This window comes from Bradyrhizobium japonicum USDA 6, assembly GCF_000284375.1.
Lineage (GTDB): Bacteria > Pseudomonadota > Alphaproteobacteria > Rhizobiales > Xanthobacteraceae > Bradyrhizobium > Bradyrhizobium japonicum.
This window is the reverse complement of record NC_017249.1, coordinates 2,682,815-2,699,450: the sequence shown is the minus strand read 5'-3', so window position 1 is coordinate 2,699,450 and position 16,636 is coordinate 2,682,815. Positions and strand designations below refer to the sequence as shown.

General features: G+C 64.5%; 16 protein-coding genes and 1 pseudogene. 4 read left to right on the top strand and 13 right to left on the bottom strand.

Going from position 1 to position 16,636, the window contains the following annotated elements:
- Positions 1–8: 8 nt before the first annotated feature.
- The 4 genes from BJ6T_RS12665 to BJ6T_RS12650 all read right to left on the bottom strand — a co-directional run bounded on the left by BJ6T_RS12665 (position 9) and on the right by BJ6T_RS12650 (position 4,217).
- A complete protein-coding gene (locus BJ6T_RS12665; RefSeq protein WP_014492761.1) occupies positions 9–1,175 on the bottom strand; it encodes an acyl-CoA dehydrogenase family protein in 1,167 nt (388 codons plus the stop codon).
- A 111-nt stretch (positions 1,176–1,286) separates the two neighbouring features.
- On the bottom strand, positions 1,287–2,576 hold the full coding sequence (locus tag BJ6T_RS12660) for a TRAP transporter large permease (RefSeq protein ID WP_014492760.1): 1,290 nt from the start codon (positions 2,574–2,576) through the stop codon (positions 1,287–1,289).
- Entirely contained in the window at positions 2,573–3,148 is a 576-nt protein-coding gene (locus BJ6T_RS12655) for a TRAP transporter small permease (RefSeq protein ID WP_014492759.1), read from the bottom strand. The genes BJ6T_RS12660 and BJ6T_RS12655 overlap by 4 nt, the downstream gene beginning before the upstream one ends.
- A gap of 40 nt (positions 3,149–3,188) precedes the next feature.
- Positions 3,189–4,217 carry a TRAP transporter substrate-binding protein gene (locus BJ6T_RS12650; RefSeq protein WP_014492758.1) on the bottom strand — a complete coding sequence of 343 codons (1,029 nt, stop codon included), beginning with the start codon at positions 4,215–4,217 and terminating at the stop codon, positions 3,189–3,191.
- 225 nt (positions 4,218–4,442) lie between these two features.
- Here BJ6T_RS12650 and BJ6T_RS12645 point away from each other — a divergent pair, with 225 nt between their 5' ends.
- From BJ6T_RS12645 to BJ6T_RS12630, 4 genes and pseudogenes are all read left to right on the top strand, one after another.
- The gene (locus tag BJ6T_RS12645; protein ID WP_014492757.1) at positions 4,443–5,645 is read left to right on the top strand and encodes a CaiB/BaiF CoA transferase family protein; all 1,203 of its coding nucleotides are present in this window, start codon (positions 4,443–4,445) and stop codon (positions 5,643–5,645) included.
- A 30-nt stretch (positions 5,646–5,675) separates the two neighbouring features.
- Positions 5,676–6,143 (top strand): annotated as a pseudogene (locus BJ6T_RS12640) (MaoC family dehydratase); the annotation flags it as partial.
- Positions 6,143–6,994 carry an HpcH/HpaI aldolase/citrate lyase family protein gene (locus tag BJ6T_RS12635; RefSeq protein WP_014492756.1) on the top strand — a complete coding sequence of 284 codons (852 nt, stop codon included), beginning with the start codon at positions 6,143–6,145 and terminating at the stop codon, positions 6,992–6,994. The pseudogene BJ6T_RS12640 and the gene BJ6T_RS12635, both read left to right, overlap by 1 nt.
- A gap of 17 nt (positions 6,995–7,011) precedes the next feature.
- Positions 7,012–7,755 (top strand): IclR family transcriptional regulator, encoded by a 744-nt coding sequence (locus tag BJ6T_RS12630; RefSeq protein WP_014492755.1) that lies wholly within the window; start codon positions 7,012–7,014, stop codon positions 7,753–7,755.
- A 10-nt stretch (positions 7,756–7,765) separates the two neighbouring features.
- Here BJ6T_RS12630 and BJ6T_RS43300 read toward each other — a convergent pair whose 3' ends face one another.
- The 9 genes from BJ6T_RS43300 to BJ6T_RS12590 form a co-directional block, all read right to left on the bottom strand.
- Positions 7,766–8,182, bottom strand: a complete 417-nt coding sequence (locus BJ6T_RS43300; protein ID WP_014492754.1) for a hypothetical protein — start codon at positions 8,180–8,182, stop codon at positions 7,766–7,768.
- Between the two features lie 152 nt (positions 8,183–8,334).
- Positions 8,335–9,081, bottom strand: a complete 747-nt coding sequence (locus BJ6T_RS12625; protein WP_225894941.1) for a transporter substrate-binding domain-containing protein — start codon at positions 9,079–9,081, stop codon at positions 8,335–8,337.
- 100 nt (positions 9,082–9,181) lie between these two features.
- Positions 9,182–9,973: a fumarylacetoacetate hydrolase family protein gene (locus tag BJ6T_RS12620; protein WP_014492752.1), complete on the bottom strand. Its 792-nt coding sequence runs from the start codon at positions 9,971–9,973 to the stop codon at positions 9,182–9,184.
- Between the two features lie 88 nt (positions 9,974–10,061).
- On the bottom strand, positions 10,062–10,880 hold the full coding sequence (locus BJ6T_RS12615) for an alpha/beta fold hydrolase (protein WP_014492751.1): 819 nt from the start codon (positions 10,878–10,880) through the stop codon (positions 10,062–10,064).
- Positions 10,880–11,668 (bottom strand): SDR family NAD(P)-dependent oxidoreductase, encoded by a 789-nt coding sequence (locus tag BJ6T_RS12610; RefSeq protein ID WP_014492750.1) that lies wholly within the window; start codon positions 11,666–11,668, stop codon positions 10,880–10,882. Before BJ6T_RS12610 ends, BJ6T_RS12615 begins: the two co-directional genes overlap by 1 nt.
- A 17-nt stretch (positions 11,669–11,685) precedes the next feature.
- Positions 11,686–12,657 (bottom strand): Bug family tripartite tricarboxylate transporter substrate binding protein, encoded by a 972-nt coding sequence (locus BJ6T_RS12605; RefSeq protein WP_014492749.1) that lies wholly within the window; start codon positions 12,655–12,657, stop codon positions 11,686–11,688.
- A gap of 40 nt (positions 12,658–12,697) precedes the next feature.
- Complete coding sequence (locus BJ6T_RS12600) at positions 12,698–14,134, bottom strand: MmgE/PrpD family protein (RefSeq protein WP_014492748.1); 1,437 nt, start codon at positions 14,132–14,134, stop codon at positions 12,698–12,700.
- 17 nt (positions 14,135–14,151) lie between these two features.
- On the bottom strand, positions 14,152–15,606 hold the full coding sequence (locus BJ6T_RS12595; RefSeq protein WP_014492747.1) for an MmgE/PrpD family protein: 1,455 nt from the start codon (positions 15,604–15,606) through the stop codon (positions 14,152–14,154).
- Positions 15,596–16,630 carry a PdxA family dehydrogenase gene (locus BJ6T_RS12590; RefSeq protein WP_014492746.1) on the bottom strand — a complete coding sequence of 345 codons (1,035 nt, stop codon included), beginning with the start codon at positions 16,628–16,630 and terminating at the stop codon, positions 15,596–15,598. The genes BJ6T_RS12595 and BJ6T_RS12590 overlap by 11 nt, the downstream gene beginning before the upstream one ends.
- Between the last annotated feature and the right edge of the window lie 6 nt (positions 16,631–16,636).

The following is a 16,636-nucleotide window of genomic DNA, read 5'->3' as shown; positions in this document are numbered from 1 at the left end:
CGCGAAGACTAGTAAGACTTCGCCAGTCCGAGCACCTTTTCCGCGATGAAGCTGAGCGCGAGCTGCGGGCTGACCGGCGCGATGCGCGGGATCAGGACCTCGCGCAGATAACGCTCGACGTGGAACTCCTTGGCGTAGCCGAAGCCGCCATGGGTCATCACTGCCTGCTCGCAGGCATGGTAGCCGGCTTCGCCCGCAAAATATTTCGCGGCGTTCGCGCCAGCGCCGCAGGGCAAACCCTTGTCGTATTGCCAGGCCGCTTGCATCACCATCAGCCAGGCCGCCTCGAGCTCGACCCAGTTGACCGCGAGCGGATGCTGGATGCCCTGGTTCTTGCCGATCGGCCGGTTGAACACCACGCGCGTCTTGGCGTATTCGGTCGCGCGCGACAGCGCGAGCTTGCCGAGGCCGACGGCTTCGGCGGCGATCAGGATTCGCTCCGGGTTCATGCCTTCGAGGATGTACTGGAAGCCCTTGCCCTCTTCGCCGATCCGGTCCTCCATCGGGATCTCGAAATCCTCGAAGAACAGCTCGTTGGAATCGACGATCTTGCGGCCCATCTTCTCGATCTCGTGGACCTTGATCTTCTTGCGGTCGAAATCGGTGTAGAAGAGACTGAGGCCATGGGTCGGCGAGCGCACCTCTTCCAGCGGCGTCGTGCGCGCCAGCAGCAAAATCTTGTGCGCGACCTGCGCGGTCGAGATCCAGACCTTCTGGCCATTGACGATGTAGCGGTCGTTCTTGGCGACGGCGCGGGTCTTAAGCTGGGTTGTGTTGAGGCCCGTGTTGGGCTCGGTGACGGCGAAGCACGCCTTCTCGCGGCCCTCGACCATCGGCGGCAGCATGCGCTTGCGCTGCTCCTCGGTGCCGAACACGACCACGGGATTGAGGCCGAACACGTTGATGTGCACCGCGGAGGCCCCGGACATGCCGGCGCCGGATTCCGCGATGGTGCGCATCATGATCGCGGCTTCGGTGATGCCGAGACCAGAGCCGCCATAGGCTTCGGGCACGCAGATGCCGAGCCAGCCGGCGTCCGCCAGCGCCTTGTGGAAGTCGTGCGGGAAGCCGCCGTCATGGTCCTTCTTCAGCCAATAGGCGTCGGGAAAGCCTTCGCAGATCTTTGCGATAGCGTCGCGAATGGCTTCCTGCTGATCGGTAAGCGCGAAATCCATGATGGTCTCCTTGTGGAGGCTCTCAAGCGCAATGACATTGCACTCGAGTTCTTTGGTTGCGCATGATCTTTGGAAAACCGCAGGACACTTTTCCGGATCATGCTGTGGTGCCTAGCGCCCCATCTGCGAGGGCAGCCAGAGGATGATAGACGGAAACGCCACCAGAATCGCGATTGCGATCAGGTGCGCGATGAAATGCGGGAAGGTGCCGTGGAACACTTCCGCCACCGGCCGCTTGGCATAGCGGGCGACGATGAAGCAGTTGAGCCCGACCGGCGGCGTGATCATGCCGACCTCGGCGGTGACGATCTTGATGACGCCGAACCAGATCGGATCGAAGCCGAGCGTCTTGATCAGCGGCAGCACGATCGGCACGGTCAGCACCAGGATTGCGATCTGATCCATGAACGAGCCGAGCACGATGTAGCCGCACAGGATCAATGTGATGATCACCCAGCGCGAGGCCGGCAGGCTGCCGATCCAGGCGACGAGGTCCTGCGTGACGTGGGTGAGCGTGAAGAAGTAGCCGAAGATCGAGGCACCGACCAGGATCATGATGATCATGCAGGTGCCGTGGCAGGCGCGCAGCAGCGTCGCATAGAGCGATGACGGCGTGATCTTGCCCTTGACGATCGCGAGCAGGAAGGCGCCGAACGCACCGAAAGCGGAGGCTTCCGTCGGCGTCGCGACGCCGAGATAGATCGTGCCCGTCACGATCGAGAACAGCACCACCATCGGCGAGACCTGCCACAGCAGCGCGAATTTCTCGCGCCACGGCACCGACTTCGCAGCCGGCGCGCGCGAAGGGTCCTGCCAGACCAGGAAATAGATCGTGGCCATGATGGTGAACGTCACCAGGATCGCCGGGATGATGCCGCTGATCAGCAGCTTGCCGATATTCACTTCGGCCAGCAGGCCGAAGATGACGAGCGCGACGCTGGTCGGCAGCAGCATCGACAGCGTACCTGAGATCGCGACCACGCCGGCGGCCATCTTCGGCTCGTAGCCCTGGCGGATCATCGCCGGCAGGCTGGTCGAGGACAGCGTCGCGGCCGAGGCGGTCGAGGTGCCGCAGATGGCACCAAAACCGGCGCCGGCGAGCGCGGTCGCCATGCCGAGGCCGCCGGGAATGCGGCCGACCCAGGCCGAAGCGGTCTTGAACAGATCGTCCGCGACACCCGACAGCAGCACCAGATCCGCCATCAGCAGGAACATCGGAATGGTGATCAGCTCGTAGGACGAGACGGTCGAGAGCGGCGCGGTTTGCAGGATGCCGAGCAGCGTGCTCCATCCACCGACCATCACGAGGCCGACCGAGCCGGAGAAGGCCATGGCGAAACCGACGGGCGTGCCGAGTGCGAGCAGGCCGAACAGCAGCGCGAGAACGATGAAAGGGGTCATGGAGGCCTGCCGTTTACTCGAAGCCGCGCGCCGTTTCGCCCGACGCCGGTCACCGGCGGCAGCGGATAGAGATCGCGGCCGCTGACGAGGCTCAGCACATTGCCGACGAGTTGCAGCACCAGCCGCAGCACCAGCACGCCGCAACCGAATGGCACCAGCGCAGCCGAAATCCAGGTCGGCCAGGGGATCGCGCCGGAGAGGACGTCGTGCTGCTCGTAATTCTCCAGCGCGCGCTCGAAGCCGACCTTGCAGATCAGGATGAACACGAACAGGCCGGCGAGCGCCGTGACGATCTCGGACAACCGTCGCCCGGTCAGCGAGAAGCGCGACAGGAGGATGTCGACGCCGACATGGACATGCTCGCGCAACGCATCCGACAGCGTAAAGAAGAACACGCCGGCGAGGAGATAGAGCCCGATCAGGTCATAGGTGAAGGAGAAAGGGCTGTTCAGCGCGTAACGCATGAACACGTCGGCCACCACCAGCAGCATGATCACGAACATGAACACCACCGCGATCACCGTCAGCGCGCGCTCCAGCGCGCCGAGCACATCTCCTGCCCGTTTGATCACCTCTAGCGCCTCCCTGTTGGATGTCGGACTATCTGGCGCTCTACTTGGCGCCGCCGGCGGCGAGCAGATCGTCGAACTCCTTCAGCGCGGCAGACGCCTGCTTGCCGCGGCTGTCGAGCCCGCCCGCCCACTCCTTGCCGACGCCCTTGAGCTTGTCCTTGATCTCCGTGCGCGTCGCCTCCGGCAGCGGATCGAAGCTGATGCCTTCGTCCTGCATTTGCTTCTTGGTGACTTCGCCTTCCTTTTCGACGCCGGCGCAGGCCTGCGGCGTAATCGCCTCCGAAGCCTCGTTCATCGCCTTCTTCACGTCGTCGGGCAGCTTGTCCCAGACCGACTGGTTGATGGAATAGGCGACGATGAAGCTGCCGAAGCTGACGCCTTCGGTGGCGTGCTTGACCAGCTTGTCGAGGCCGTAGGAGACGACGCTGTCGAGCGGGAACAGCAGGCCGTCCATCGTGCCGCGCGACAGCGACTCATAGGCATCGGGCGCAGCCATGCGCACCGGCACGGCGCTGAGCGCACGCAGCGTCAGGTCCTGCGCGCCGCCCGTGGTGCGCAGCTTCAGGCCCTGCATGTCCTTGGTGGTTTCCACCTTCGACTTGACGGTCCACACCTGGTAGGGCGGCAGCACGACGGCGAGCAGCAGCTTGATCTTGTTCGGCGCGTATTCCTGCTTGGCGAGAATGCCTTCACGCGCGGTCTTCCAATAAGCGAGTGTGCCCTGGCAGCTGGTTGCGAACGCGCCCGGCAATTGCGCGACTTCCGACAGCGGCATCTTGTCGGAGACATAGGACGGCCCGATATAGCCGATGTCGACCACGCCGGACTGCGTCAGACGCAGCATGTCGGCTGCCTTGCCGATCTGCTGGTTCGGATAATAGGTGAAGGTCACCGCGCCATTGGTGCGCCTGGTGACGTCGTCCATCCAGGGCTTCAGCATCAAGCGAACGAGATAGTGGCCGGCGGGGAAGCTATCGGCGACCTTCAGCTCCAGGGCCTGCGCCTGCAGCGTCGAGACCGGCAGCGAGAGAGCGAGCACTGCTGCGGCCCTGACCAGATTCTTCTTCATGTCGTTCTCCTTGACGCGTCCCCACGCCGAACGCGGCAGCGAATTGCTGCGGCATCGTCCGGCCCTCGCTCTATTTCTTGCCTGAAAATGTACATATAGGTGAATTTATCTGTCAAGTATATGAACTACGCATAGTGCTATGCGCCGCACACCGGAGCCGTCGAATTGACACAGCTGCTTTATGAACTCTAATTCCACGTATATGAATTCATCCAACGAGGCCTCATGGGACCGCTCGCCGGCTTCACCATTCTCGACCTGACCTCGGTGCTGATGGGCCCCTACGGCACCCAGGTGCTGGCGGACATGGGCGCCGACGTGATCAAGGTCGAAAGCCCCGAGGGCGACATCGTTCGCCAGATCGGTCCCGGCCGCACGCCCGGCATGGGCGGGATGTTCCTCAATGCCAATCGCGGCAAGCGCAGCATCGTGCTCGACCTGAAGAAGACGGAAGGCCGCGACACCTTGCTGCGGCTGGCGAAGCACGCCAACGCGCTCGTCTACAATGTGCGCCCACAGGCAATGGCGCGGCTCGGTCTCGACTACGAGACACTTCGCGAAATCAATCCCGCGCTCGTCTATGTCGGCGCGTTCGGCTACGGCCAGTCCGGGCCCTATGCCGCAAAGCCCGCCTACGACGATCTCATCCAGGGCGCCGCCACCATTCCGACGCTGCTTGCGGCGGCCGGCGACGGCACGCCGCGCTACGTCCCCGTCACCATCGCCGACCGCATCGTCGGCCTGATGCTGGTCAATGCGATCATGGGCGGGTTGATGCATCAGAGCCGCACCGGCGTCGGCCAGCGCATCGACGTGCCGATGTTCGAGTCGATGACGGAGTTCGTGCTGGTCGATCATCTGGGTGGACTGACCTACGATCCGCCGCTCGACCATGGCGGCTATGCCCGCCTGCTGTCGCGCTATCGCCGCCCCTACAAGACCAGCGACGGCTATCTCTGCGTGCTCATCTACAACGACAAGCACTGGCGCGGCTTCTTCGAGGCGATCGGGCAGCCGCATTTCCTCGATCAGCCTCGCTTCGCCAACCACGCCGCGCGAACGAAGCATATCGACGAGATCTACGAGGAGATCGGCCACATCTTCCTCACACGTACCACCGCAGAATGGCGTGATCTGCTCGAGCGCGCCGACATTCCAGTGATGCCGATGCATACGCTGGAAACGATCCTCGAAGATCCGCATCTCAATGCGATCGATTTCTTCAGGACCGTGGATCACCCCGTCGAAGGCCGCATCCGCCAGATGCGCGTGCCCTCCACCTGGAGCGTGACCCAGCCGGAAGCCGCCGGCCCCGCACCGACGCTCGGCCAGCATGGCCGCGACATTTTGCGCGAGGCCGGCTTCTCGACCGACGACATCGAGCAGCTCGCAGAGCAAAAGGCAGTTCACCTGGCCGCGCCACCCTAACGGCAGCGCTGGCCGGAATCGCAGCGATAGAGGGAGGAAACCGCGATGGCCGGACTTTATTTCGAAGACTTTTCCGTGGGCCAGGAGTTCAGGCATCCGCTGACCCGGACCGTCACGGAGATGGACAACACCATGTTCAGCCTGCTGACGCTCAACCCGCAGCCGCTGCATATCGACGCGCATTTCGCTGAAAAGACCGAGTTCGGCCAGCGCATTTTCAACAGCCTTTACACCCTCGGCATCATGATCGGCATGACGGTCTATGATACGACCATGGGGACCACCGTTGCCAATCTCGGCATGACCGACGTCACGTTCCCAAAACCGGTCTTCCATGGCGACACCTTGCGGGCGACGACGAAGGTGCTTTCCTTGAGGGAATCCAAATCGCGCCCGAAGGCGGGCATCGTCGAGTTCGAGCACCACGCCTTGAACCAGAACGACGAGATCGTCGGCAAATGCCGCCGCATGGCGATGATGCACAAGAGGCCGGTCTGATGCGTTCGATGCTGTTCGTGCCGGGGGATTCCCCGCGCAAATTCGAGAAAGCGAGCGAAGGCAAGGCCGACGCGCTGATCATCGATCTCGAGGATTCCGTCGTCACGGAGAAGAAGCCGGAAGCGCGCGGGCTAACGCTTGCGATGCTGAAGGGCCGCCCCGGCCCGCATCAGCTCTATGTCCGCGTCAACGCGCTCGACACCGGCCTGACGCTCACCGATCTCGCCGCGGTGATGCCCGGCAAGCCCGACGGCATCGTGCTGCCGAAATCGCAAGGCGGCGACGACGTGCGGCAGGTCGCAACCTGGCTCGAAGCCTTGGAAGCGGCTGCCGGCATCACGGTCGGCGCGACCCGCATCGTCTGTGTCGCGACGGAAACGGCCAGCTCGATCTTCGGCCTCGGCAGCTACAAGGGCTGCTCCCCCCGCCTCGCAGGCCTGATGTGGGGCGCGGAGGATCTCTCGGCTTCGCTCGGCGCCACCGAGAAAGCCTCGGGCGGCATGTTCCACAGCCCCTACCGCCTCGCGCGCGATCTCTGCCTGATGGCGGCGGCCGCAGCCGAGGTCGCGCCGATCGACACCGTCTATACCGATATCGACAACCTCGCCGGCCTCGAGCAGGAAACGCGCGCCGCGCGGCGCGACGGCTTTTCGGCGAAGGCACTGATCCACCCCAAGCATGTCGACGTCGTCAACGCGGCATTCGAGCCGACCGAGGCTGAGCGCACCTGGGCGGAAAAGGTGATCGCCGCATTCGCGAGCAATCCGAACTCCGGCACGCTGCGTCTCGACGGCCAGATGATCGACAAGCCGCATCTTCGCGCCGCGAAGAAGATCCTCGGCCAGCCCTAGATCGGAACGCCGCCACCATGATCGTTCGCCAAGCCGCCAACGTCCTGGAGATCATGGAATTCTTCGCACAAACGAGGAAGCCGGCGACGCTTGCCGAGATCGCCGATCATTTCGGCTGGCCGCGCTCGTCGACCTTCAACCTGCTCGCGACGCTCTCGGAGAAGGGCTATCTCTACGAGCCGCGGCCGCGTGCCGGCTTCTATCCGACACCGCGATGGCTGGCGATGGCGCGAATGATCTCCGAGGTCGAGCCGCTGCCGCCGTGGACGCATCAGCTCATCGCCGATCTCTCCGCGGAGACCGGCGAGACGGCGTCGATCGTTGCGCCGGCCGGCGTGATGGCTGTCTTCATCGACGTCGTCGAATCCCAGGCCGCGATCCGCTATTTCGCAACCATCGGCCACCGCGTGCCGATCCACGCTACCGCGAGTGGTCGCGCCCTGCTGCTGCAATATTCACAGGAAGAGCGCGACTCCGTCTATCGCAAGATCGAGTTCAAGCAATACGGGCCCTCGACGCCGATCAGCATCGAGGCGGTCGAACTCGAGCTGCGCAATTCGATCGCGCGCGGCTACTGCCAGAGTTTCGCCGATTACAGCCGCGACCTCGCCGGCGCGGCGATCCCGCTGCCGATCGGTGATCGCCGGCTCTCCGTGGTCGTCGCAGGGCCGGAATTTCGCATTGGTCCAAAAGTGCCTGAGGTGGCCGCGCTGATCGCACGGACCGTCGACCGGCTGCGGCCGAAGACGACCGCGGCCTAGAGCCGGAGCCTCATTCGAGTCCCTGAACGGGCGGGGTCGAAGTCTCCGCCGGCGGAGCCGGGGCAGCTTGAACTGGCTGCACCGGGGGGGCGGCTTGAGCCGGCGGATTGCTGGCAGCTCCGATCTGGCCGTTGGCATTCATCGCCTCACGTGCGCGCGGCGGAGCGCCGGTCGCGGCTGCGCGGTACGCCTCGCGGCGTGGCGGCTGCTGGTGTCTTGCCGACCGCGAACCTCTCACGCCCCATGACCTCGCGATTGAAGGACCGGCGGTATAGCCAATCACTGCACCCGCGACCGCACCGACCGGACCGAGCACGACGGCCCCGGACACGGCGCCTATCGCCGCAGCACCAGCGCGCTCCTGCGCAACGGCGCTCGCAGGCACGCCAGCCAGCAGCAGTACCGCAGTGATCAAAACTTTCTTCATCGGAGCGCCTCCCTCTCGGGAGATCACTCTTACTCAAATATGGCCGCACGAGGTTTGTTCGTTGCCCAACACGAGGCAATGGCCGATGGAACTCCGGCAATTCAAAGACCCGCGCCGCCAGTCGCGGTTCCAGCGGACGCAGTTCGGCACAACTACGGCGCGATCTTGTCGCTGGTAAATCCGTTACCATCGAGCGCACGACGCACGGTGCCGTCTACCTTGGCTTCATCCAGGAAGCGCGCCGCCCAGGCCTTCGCCGCGGCCTTGCCCTTGGGAACGACCACGACCACGCCGGTCGACTGGATCACCTCATCGAGCACCTTGGTTCCGGGCAGCTTTCGCGAAAGGTCTTCCAGAGCTCCCATGCCCATCGCCAGAGCATCGAGCTGCCCCTTGCCAATCAATTCGGCTGCCTCTTCCGGCTTCACGAACTTTGTCAGCTTCGCCTGCTTCAGCGATTTCTCGACCGTACGTAACGTCGATGTTCCCTCGATGCAGCCGACCCGCATGCCGGCGCGATCGACATCCGCAACGATCCGGATGTCCGAACCGGCCCGCACGAGATAGCCGCTCATATAGGCGACGTAAGCGGGGCCCTGGTCCACGAACTGTTCGCGCTTGACGTCCGCCGGCATGAAGGAGAGATCCCAGACGTCCTTGCTGCTGGCCGCGGCGATCTCGTCGGAGCTCTGATATTCGACGAGCTGGAGCGGAACGTGCAGCTTGTCAGCGGCGGCCCTGGCGAGCTCGACGGTGACGCCGCGCGGCTTTCCGGTGGAAGGATCGCGCGTGGTCCAGAAGGCCGACGCGGCCGGGCCGACGGCCACCGCCACGCGGAGCGCTCCCGTCGGCGCGATGTCGACGGGGCCTTCGGCTTTCAAGCTGGGAATGGAAGTCATGATGAAGACCAAGCCCAACGCAGCAATCAGACCACGCCGCAACATTCTGCGCCTCCAAAGGCGATCCGACCTCTCCCCGCAAGCGGGGAGAGGTAAAGAACTACACGATCTTGATCGACATATCAGGCAGCCCCTCGAGCTTGCACAAGAGCACGTCGCCCTTCACCACCGGGCCGACATTCTCCGGCGTGCCGGAATAGATGATGTCGCCGGCCTTCAGCTCGAACGCTTCGGAGAGCTTTGCGATCTGCTCGGCCACGCTCCAGATCATCTTGCTGAGATCCGAGCTCTGCTTCACCGTCCCGTTGATCGCGAGCGAGATGGCGCCCTTCTCAAAATGGCCGGTCTTGCTCGCGGGGTGGATGGGTCCGATCACCGCGGCGTGGTCAAAGCTCTTGCCGATCTCCCAAGGCTTCTTTTCCGCGGCCATGCCGTTCTGGAGATCGCGCCGGGTCATGTCGAGGCCGAGCGCGTAGCCATAGACATGGTCGAGTGCCTTGTCGGCCGGGATGTTGGTGCCGCCGGATTTCAGCGCGGCGACCAGTTCTACCTCGTGGTGATAGTTCTTGGTCAGCGACGGATAGGGATGGTCGGCAACCTCGCCGACCGCAACGTTCTGGATCGCATCCGTCGGCTTCTGGAAGAAGAACGGCGGCTCGCGGTTCGGATCCGAGCCGCGCTCGATGGCGTGCGCGGCATAATTGCGGCCGATGCAGTAGATGCGGCGGACCTGGAACACCTGGGTCTCGCCGACGATCGGGATTGCGACCATCGGCACCGGGAAGATCGGCTTCGGTCCGGCCTGCGCGGCGGCCGGCGCCGCCTCAGTAAGGCCCGCTGCGGTCATCGCGGCTGCGGCCGTGAGCACGCTGCGTCGCGTGGTTTTCGTCATGGCTTCACTCCCTGATATTTGCCGTTTCTTGTCGAACGGTAGTCTTAGAGCCAAATGCAGGGCGGGCCAATGGCCCGCCCGTTACGTCTTAAGTCGCTACGCGATCGAAGAACGCGCGAACTTTTTGCGCACATGCGTCCGGGTCGGTCGCGGCGACGTGATAGGAATCGCCCGGCAGCACTTCCAGCTTCGAGCCCGGGATCGTCTCCTGCCACGTCTTCACGGAGGCGACGTCGCCAAGACCAGAGCCGGTCGTGGTGATCACCAGCGTCGGACGCTTGATGGACGGAAGCTCGCCGGTGACGTCGACCGTCGGCACCATCTGTAGGAATGCCTCCAGCGTCGAAGCCTTGGTCTTCGACATCAGCTTGATCCACCAGTCGAGCGCCGCCGGCGGCAGCGACGAACCGAGTCGGCCCGCGGTGGTCTCGCGCACCCAGGGCTCGACGCCCCGCTCGCGGATCTGCTTGCGCCAGGTCGGCGCCCGCTCGTTGAACGAGGTGAGCGAGGCCGGCGCACCGACCGCGGCGACTGCGATCACGCGATCCGGGTGCTTGGCGGTCAGATGCATCGCCAGCGTGCCGCCGATCTTGCCGCCAACCAGGAAGACGCGGTCGAGTTTCAGCGCGTCCAGCATCCGGATGATGTCGTCGCCAAGGCCGGCGAAGCGATAGACATAATCGCCCTGCATCGGCGTCGAATCGCCATAGCCGCGCAGGTCAGGCCGCACCACGAGGTGATGCGTGGCGAAATAGGGCACCCAGCGCCGGAACGCCTCGCCGCTTTCGGCGAGCCCGTGCAGCATCACGACCGGCGGTTTGACGTCCCACGGCAGCAGATAGTCGTCGATGCGAACCGCAAGCTCGCAATCCTCGCTGACACCGATCTTCCGCAGTTCGCTAGCCATCAGATACACCTCGTTCCACCGCCATCGACATTGATGCAGGTACCAGTAATGAAGGACGCGCGGTCTGAACAGAGGAACGCGACGATGCCGGACACCTCGTGCGGCTGCCCGACGCGGCCGAGCGGGACCGAAGCGATGGCCGCGGCATTGGTCGCGCCCTGATCCTGCCCGGAGATGGCGGCTCCTTGCGAGATCAGGCTGTCCCAACGATCGGTCTGCACCGGTCCGGGATTGACGCCGGTGACCAGCACATTGTCCGGCGCGCATTCCTCGGCGAGCGCCAGCGTGAAGTTGAGCAGCGCCGCGTTGACCGCACCGCCCGCCATATAGGCCGCGCGCGGCTGGTGGCCGCTGCGGCCGATGATGTTGATGACACGGCCCCAACGGCGGTCGCGCATTTCCGGCAGGACATTGCGCGCGCAGCGCATGTAGCCCAGCAGCTTCAACTCGATGGACTTGGCCCAGGTCGCATCAGGTGTCTCCGCGATTCGGCCCATCGGCGAGGCGCCGGCGTTGTTGACGAGGATGTCGATCCGGCCAAAAGCCTCGCGCGCGGTGACCATCGCGCGGGCGATGTCGTCGGGCTTGGTCATGTCGCCGGCGCAGGCGATCACGCGCCGGCCGGTGTCCCGCGACATCTCCTGCGCCGACGCCGCAAGCCGCTCGGCGTCGCGCGCGACGATGACGACATGCGCCTGCTCGCGCGCGAGTTCGGCGGCAATGGCACGGCCGATGCCGATGCTGCCGCCGGTGACGACGGCAACCTTGCCGCCCAGGTTCAGATCCATGACGCTACCCCAACTCGCTAATCGACCGTGGCGCCGGAGGCCTTGACGAGCTTGCCCCATTTTGCGGTTTCGTCCGTCATGAATTGCCCGAATGCGTCGCCGAAAACCGTGCCGGGCTCGGCCCCGAGTTCAGCAAGCCGCTTCTTGACATCCGGCATCTTCAGAATGGTCTCGAGCTCGCCGCTCAGCTTGGCGAGCGCGGGCGCAGGCGTCTTGGCCGGCGCAACCAGCCCGAACCAGGACGAGGCCTCGAAGCCCGGAACAGTGTCGGCGACCGTCGGCACGTCGGGCAGTGCTTCCGCACGCTTGGCGCCCGCGACCGCGATCGCATTGATGGCCTTGCCCTGCACCTGCGGCAGCACTGCCGGCATGTTGTCGAACATGAACGGGATCTGCCCCGCAAGCAGATCGTTCATCGCCGGCGCCGCGCCGCGATAGGGCACGTGGACGATGTCCACACCGGCCATGCTCTTGAGCAACTCGCCGGCGAGGTGGTTGGTCGAGCCAATGCCGGACGAGCCGAAGTTCAGCGTACCCGGCTTGGCCTTTGCGAGCGCGATCAGCTCGCTCACGTTCTTCGCCTGCACCGACGGATTGACGACCAGCACGATCGGCACCGAGGCGATCAGCGCCACCGGCGCAAAGGCCTTGGCGGGATCGAACGGCAGCTTCTTGTAGAGCGCGCCATTGATCGTCAGCGGAGGCGGCGCGGTCAGCAGCAAGGTGTAACCGTCGGGCTCTGCGCTCGCGACCGTCTCGGCGCCGATATTGCCGCCGGCGCCGCCGCGGTTCTCAACGAGGAAGGTCTGGCCGTTCCGCTCGGTCAGCTTCTGCGCGACGATGCGGGCGATGATGTCGTTGGATCCGCCGGCCGGGAACGGCACGATGATCTTGACCGGGCGGGATGGATAATCCTGCGCTAGGGCCGCGCCGGAGAACAGAACGGCCGCACAGGCGGCCAGAAAGGTGCGTCGCATAACCCCGCGCATGGGCACTTCCTTGATGTTTGTCTTGTTGTTGATTGATTCATCACGCCGTCAGCAATGGCCTCAACTTGCCGACGTCGTCAAGCCGTTCGAGATTGCCGATCTGGTCGATCAGCTTCTCGGCCCTGTCACTGCCCAATACCGGTGCAATCAGATCTCGCGTCTTGGCCGCCACCGCTTCCGTGCTCAGCGGATTCTCCTTGGTGCCCGGCGGATATTTCGTGAAGTGCTCGACCTTCTTGCCATCGGTCAATGTCACTTCGACGACAGCGCCGCGCGGCGCTGCCGGGTCCATCAGCGCCTTGTCGCCGGCCAGCGTCACCTTGGCGCGCTGCTCCAGGATTTTTGGATCATGCATCAGCGCGACGTCGTGACTGTCGTTGAACGACACGGCGCCCTTGACCAGCGCGACGGCCACGAGGTGCTGGCAGTTGACATCAGGCATCGCGCTCTCGCCCACAATTCCCATCGCATCGGTCGGCAACTTGACCAGGATGCTACGCACGTTGTCTGGCGTGAGGCTGTGCTGCTTGCGCAGCGTCAGCATCGCATCCAGGGGCGACTGGATGGGATAGCCGACCGAGAAGGTCTTGATCGCCGTCTCCGTGACATAGAAGCGCTTGCCGAGATCCTTCACCATCTCCTCCGGCTTCGGATCGGTCGACAGCGCGATGAAGAGATTATGAGTGCCGTCGAGCACGTCGTCGACGCCGGTCAGGCCTGCCTTCACCATGTCGACTGCCATGACGCCGTTGCGTGCGCCCATGCCGGCGAAGTCGGACGCCTTCTCGATGTGATCGTGATCCTTCACCCAGCTCCACAGGCCGGATACCTGCTGCGACGAATAGGAGATCGCGTAACGCATTCCCTTTTCATCGAGCCGCGCCAGCGATGCGGCGGCCCCGAGCGCGCCGAACGTCGAGGACGTCCCTTCGGCACTTCGATGCGAACCGCGGACGAGGTCGGGACCCAGAGCGAACAGCAGCCGGCAGGTCAGGTCGTAGCCGAGAGCGACGGCGCGAATGAAATCCTGTCCGCTGCGATGCTCGCGCTCGCCAATCGCAAGTGCAGCCGGCACGACCGAACAACCCGGATGCGCCTTGGTGACGGGCTCGAAATCGTCGGTCTCGTCGGCATGCGCACACATGGCGTTGGCCAATGCCGCGTTGACCGCCGTGGTGCGGAAATCGGAACCGATCACGGACGCCTGGGCATCGCCGCCGAGGGTGCGCACATATTTCAGCGCCATTTCGCCCGGCCGCATGCGCGAGCCCGACACCATCGCACCGAGCGTGTCGAGAATGCGATGCTTGCATTCGAGCAGGACTTGTGCGGGCAGCTCCTGATCGCGCGCGACGACCATGTAGCGGGCAAGGCGCTCCGTCACGCCCGGACCTTCGGCGAGAGCCGCACGGCCGCCGGTGGCGACCAGGGCGGCAACCGAACCGGCGGACTGCAGGAAGCGGCGGCGTGACGGCATGCTTTTCTCCTCCGCGGTCAGGTTGCGACCGACATCCTTGCGATCTCCGCCGCGTTCGGCAGGTTCTCGACATTCCAGCACGCGTCCATCACGCGCCGGATCGTCGCAGCAGGGATGACACCCTCTGCAAGGTCCGAGAATTTGGCTTCGAGCTGCTTGTCCGTCATCGGCACCTCGACGCTGCCGATTGCATGCTCGATGTAGCGGTTGAGCTTGCGGCCGTCCTTGAGCACGATGGTGAGATCGACCTGCTCGGGCTTGATGCCGGGCGTGACGACCGGATTGACCTTGCCGCGCAGCGCAACAATGGTGGGGTCGGTCACGGCCCGGTCGCTGAACTGCTTCTCGCCGCCGGCGCCCTCGACGATGGCGACCGCGACCGCGTGATAGATGCTGAACTTGCCTTCGAGGCCTGCCTTCGGCGTCTTCTTGCCGGTCAGTTCCAGCACCAGCGGATGGACCTTGAGGTCGACGCGCTCGATCTGGTCCGCAGTCACCTTGCTCTCGTTGCGGAGCTGGATCGCGGCGTCGATCGCCGGGTGCATGACGATGCCGCAGGCGAATGGCTTGTAGGTATTGAGCGCGGCCTCATAGCGTTTGCCGAGGTCGCCCAGAATCTCGTTGTAGTCCTGCTTGGTGCTGATCGTGTTGGCCCAGCCGCGCTTGGCCTCGATCATGGCGTCGGACGAGGTGAAATTCTTCGAGGCCAGGATCGCCGCGAAAATGCCGCTTGATGCCGCACGGCCTGGATTGAAGCTCTTGTTCATCGAGCCGAAGGATTCGCGCAGGCCCACCGGCTGCGAGGCGGCAAGGCCGAGCGCCCATGTCATCTGCTGCTCGTTCAGCTTCAACAGCTTGCCGACGGCCGCAGCCGAGCCGAACACACCGGCGGTGCCGGTGATGTGCCAGCCGACATCGTAATGGTTCGGATAGACCGAGTTGCCGATCCGGCACTCGGTCTCGACGCCGAGCACCAGCGCGTTCAGGAAATCCTTGCCCGATACCGGCTGCATTTCCGACAGCGCGAGGATGGCCGAGGCCACCGGACCGGCAGGATGGATGATCGTCTTCAGGTGGGTGTCGTCATAGTCGAAGATATGGCTCGACACACCGTTGATGAAGGCCGCGTTCATGATGTCGAACCGCTCGCGCCGCCCGAACAGCGAGGCTTGCTGCGGCCCGGAGAACGGACCGAGCGCGGAGACCGCGATATCGACCGTCTCGTGATGCGATCCGCCGATGGCGACGCCGACCCAGTTCAGCAGCGTGCGCACGCCTTCCTTCCGCACATTGGCCGGCAGGTCTTCGTATTTCGCGGTCACGAGATAATGCGCCAGCGCGCGCGTCACCTCCTTGGGCGGTGCGGCGACGGGCGTTGCGGCCGGCGTCTCCGCGAAGGCGGCGTTGGCGCCGACGGTTGCGAGCGGCAGTGCGGCCGCCGCCTGGAGCAGGGTCCTGCGATCAGTGTGCACGGGCAGCCTCCTTGACCTTGATCGATACCAGTTGTGCCGCGAGCCGCACCGCGCTTTCGAGCGCACCGGTCTTGGCGACGCCCGTGCCGACGATGTCGAACGCGGTGCCATGCGATGGCGTGGTGAAGACGGTCTCGAGCCCCGCGGTGACGGTGACGCCGCGGTTGAAGCCGCGCAGCTTGGTCGCGATCTGGCCCTGGTCGTGATACATCGCAACCACGCTGTCGAACTCGCCGGCGAAGGCGCGGACGTAGACGGTGTCGGCGGGATATGGCCCGGTGCAGGCGATGCCGCGCTTCGCGGCGGCTTCGACCGTTGGCCGGATCATCTCGATCTCGTCGCGGCCGAACAGGCCGTTCTCGCCGGCATGCGGATTGAGCGCGGCGACCGCGATGCGCGGCCTGGCGACGCCAGCCCTCCGCATCATGCGGTCGACCAGCTCGATCGAGTCGGTGATGCTCGCCGGATTGATGCCGTCGAGCGCCTCGCGCAGCGATTGATGCCCGGTGACGCGCGACATCCACTGGCCGTCGAGCACATTCATCTCGGAGAAATAGGTCTTGTGGCCGAGCAGGCTCGCGAACATCTTGTGCTCGTCGGGGAACTTCCAGCCGCCGTCGAACATCGCGCGCTTGTTGAGCGGCGCGAAGGTGATCGCGTCGACTTCGCCCGCCCTGGAGAAATCGATCGCACGCGACAGCGTCTCGCCGGTCAGTCGGCCGGATTCGGCGCTGGCCTTGCCGATCGGGAATTTCGCGGGGTCGGTATTGCCGAGATCGACCAGTTGCACCGCGCTGCTGCCCCAGTTGGCGGACTTAGGCGAGGCAATCCGCTCGACCTTCAGCTTCACGCCGGCATGTTCCATACCCATTTCGAGCACGCGGGCATCGCCAACCACGACGAGGCGCGCGGCATCCGCGAGCCTGTTATCAGAGAGGATGCGCGCGATCTGCTCGGGGCCGATGCCCGTGCAATCGCCTGATGTCAGCGCGATGACGGGCCGTTCATTGGTGCTGGTAGCCATATCGAA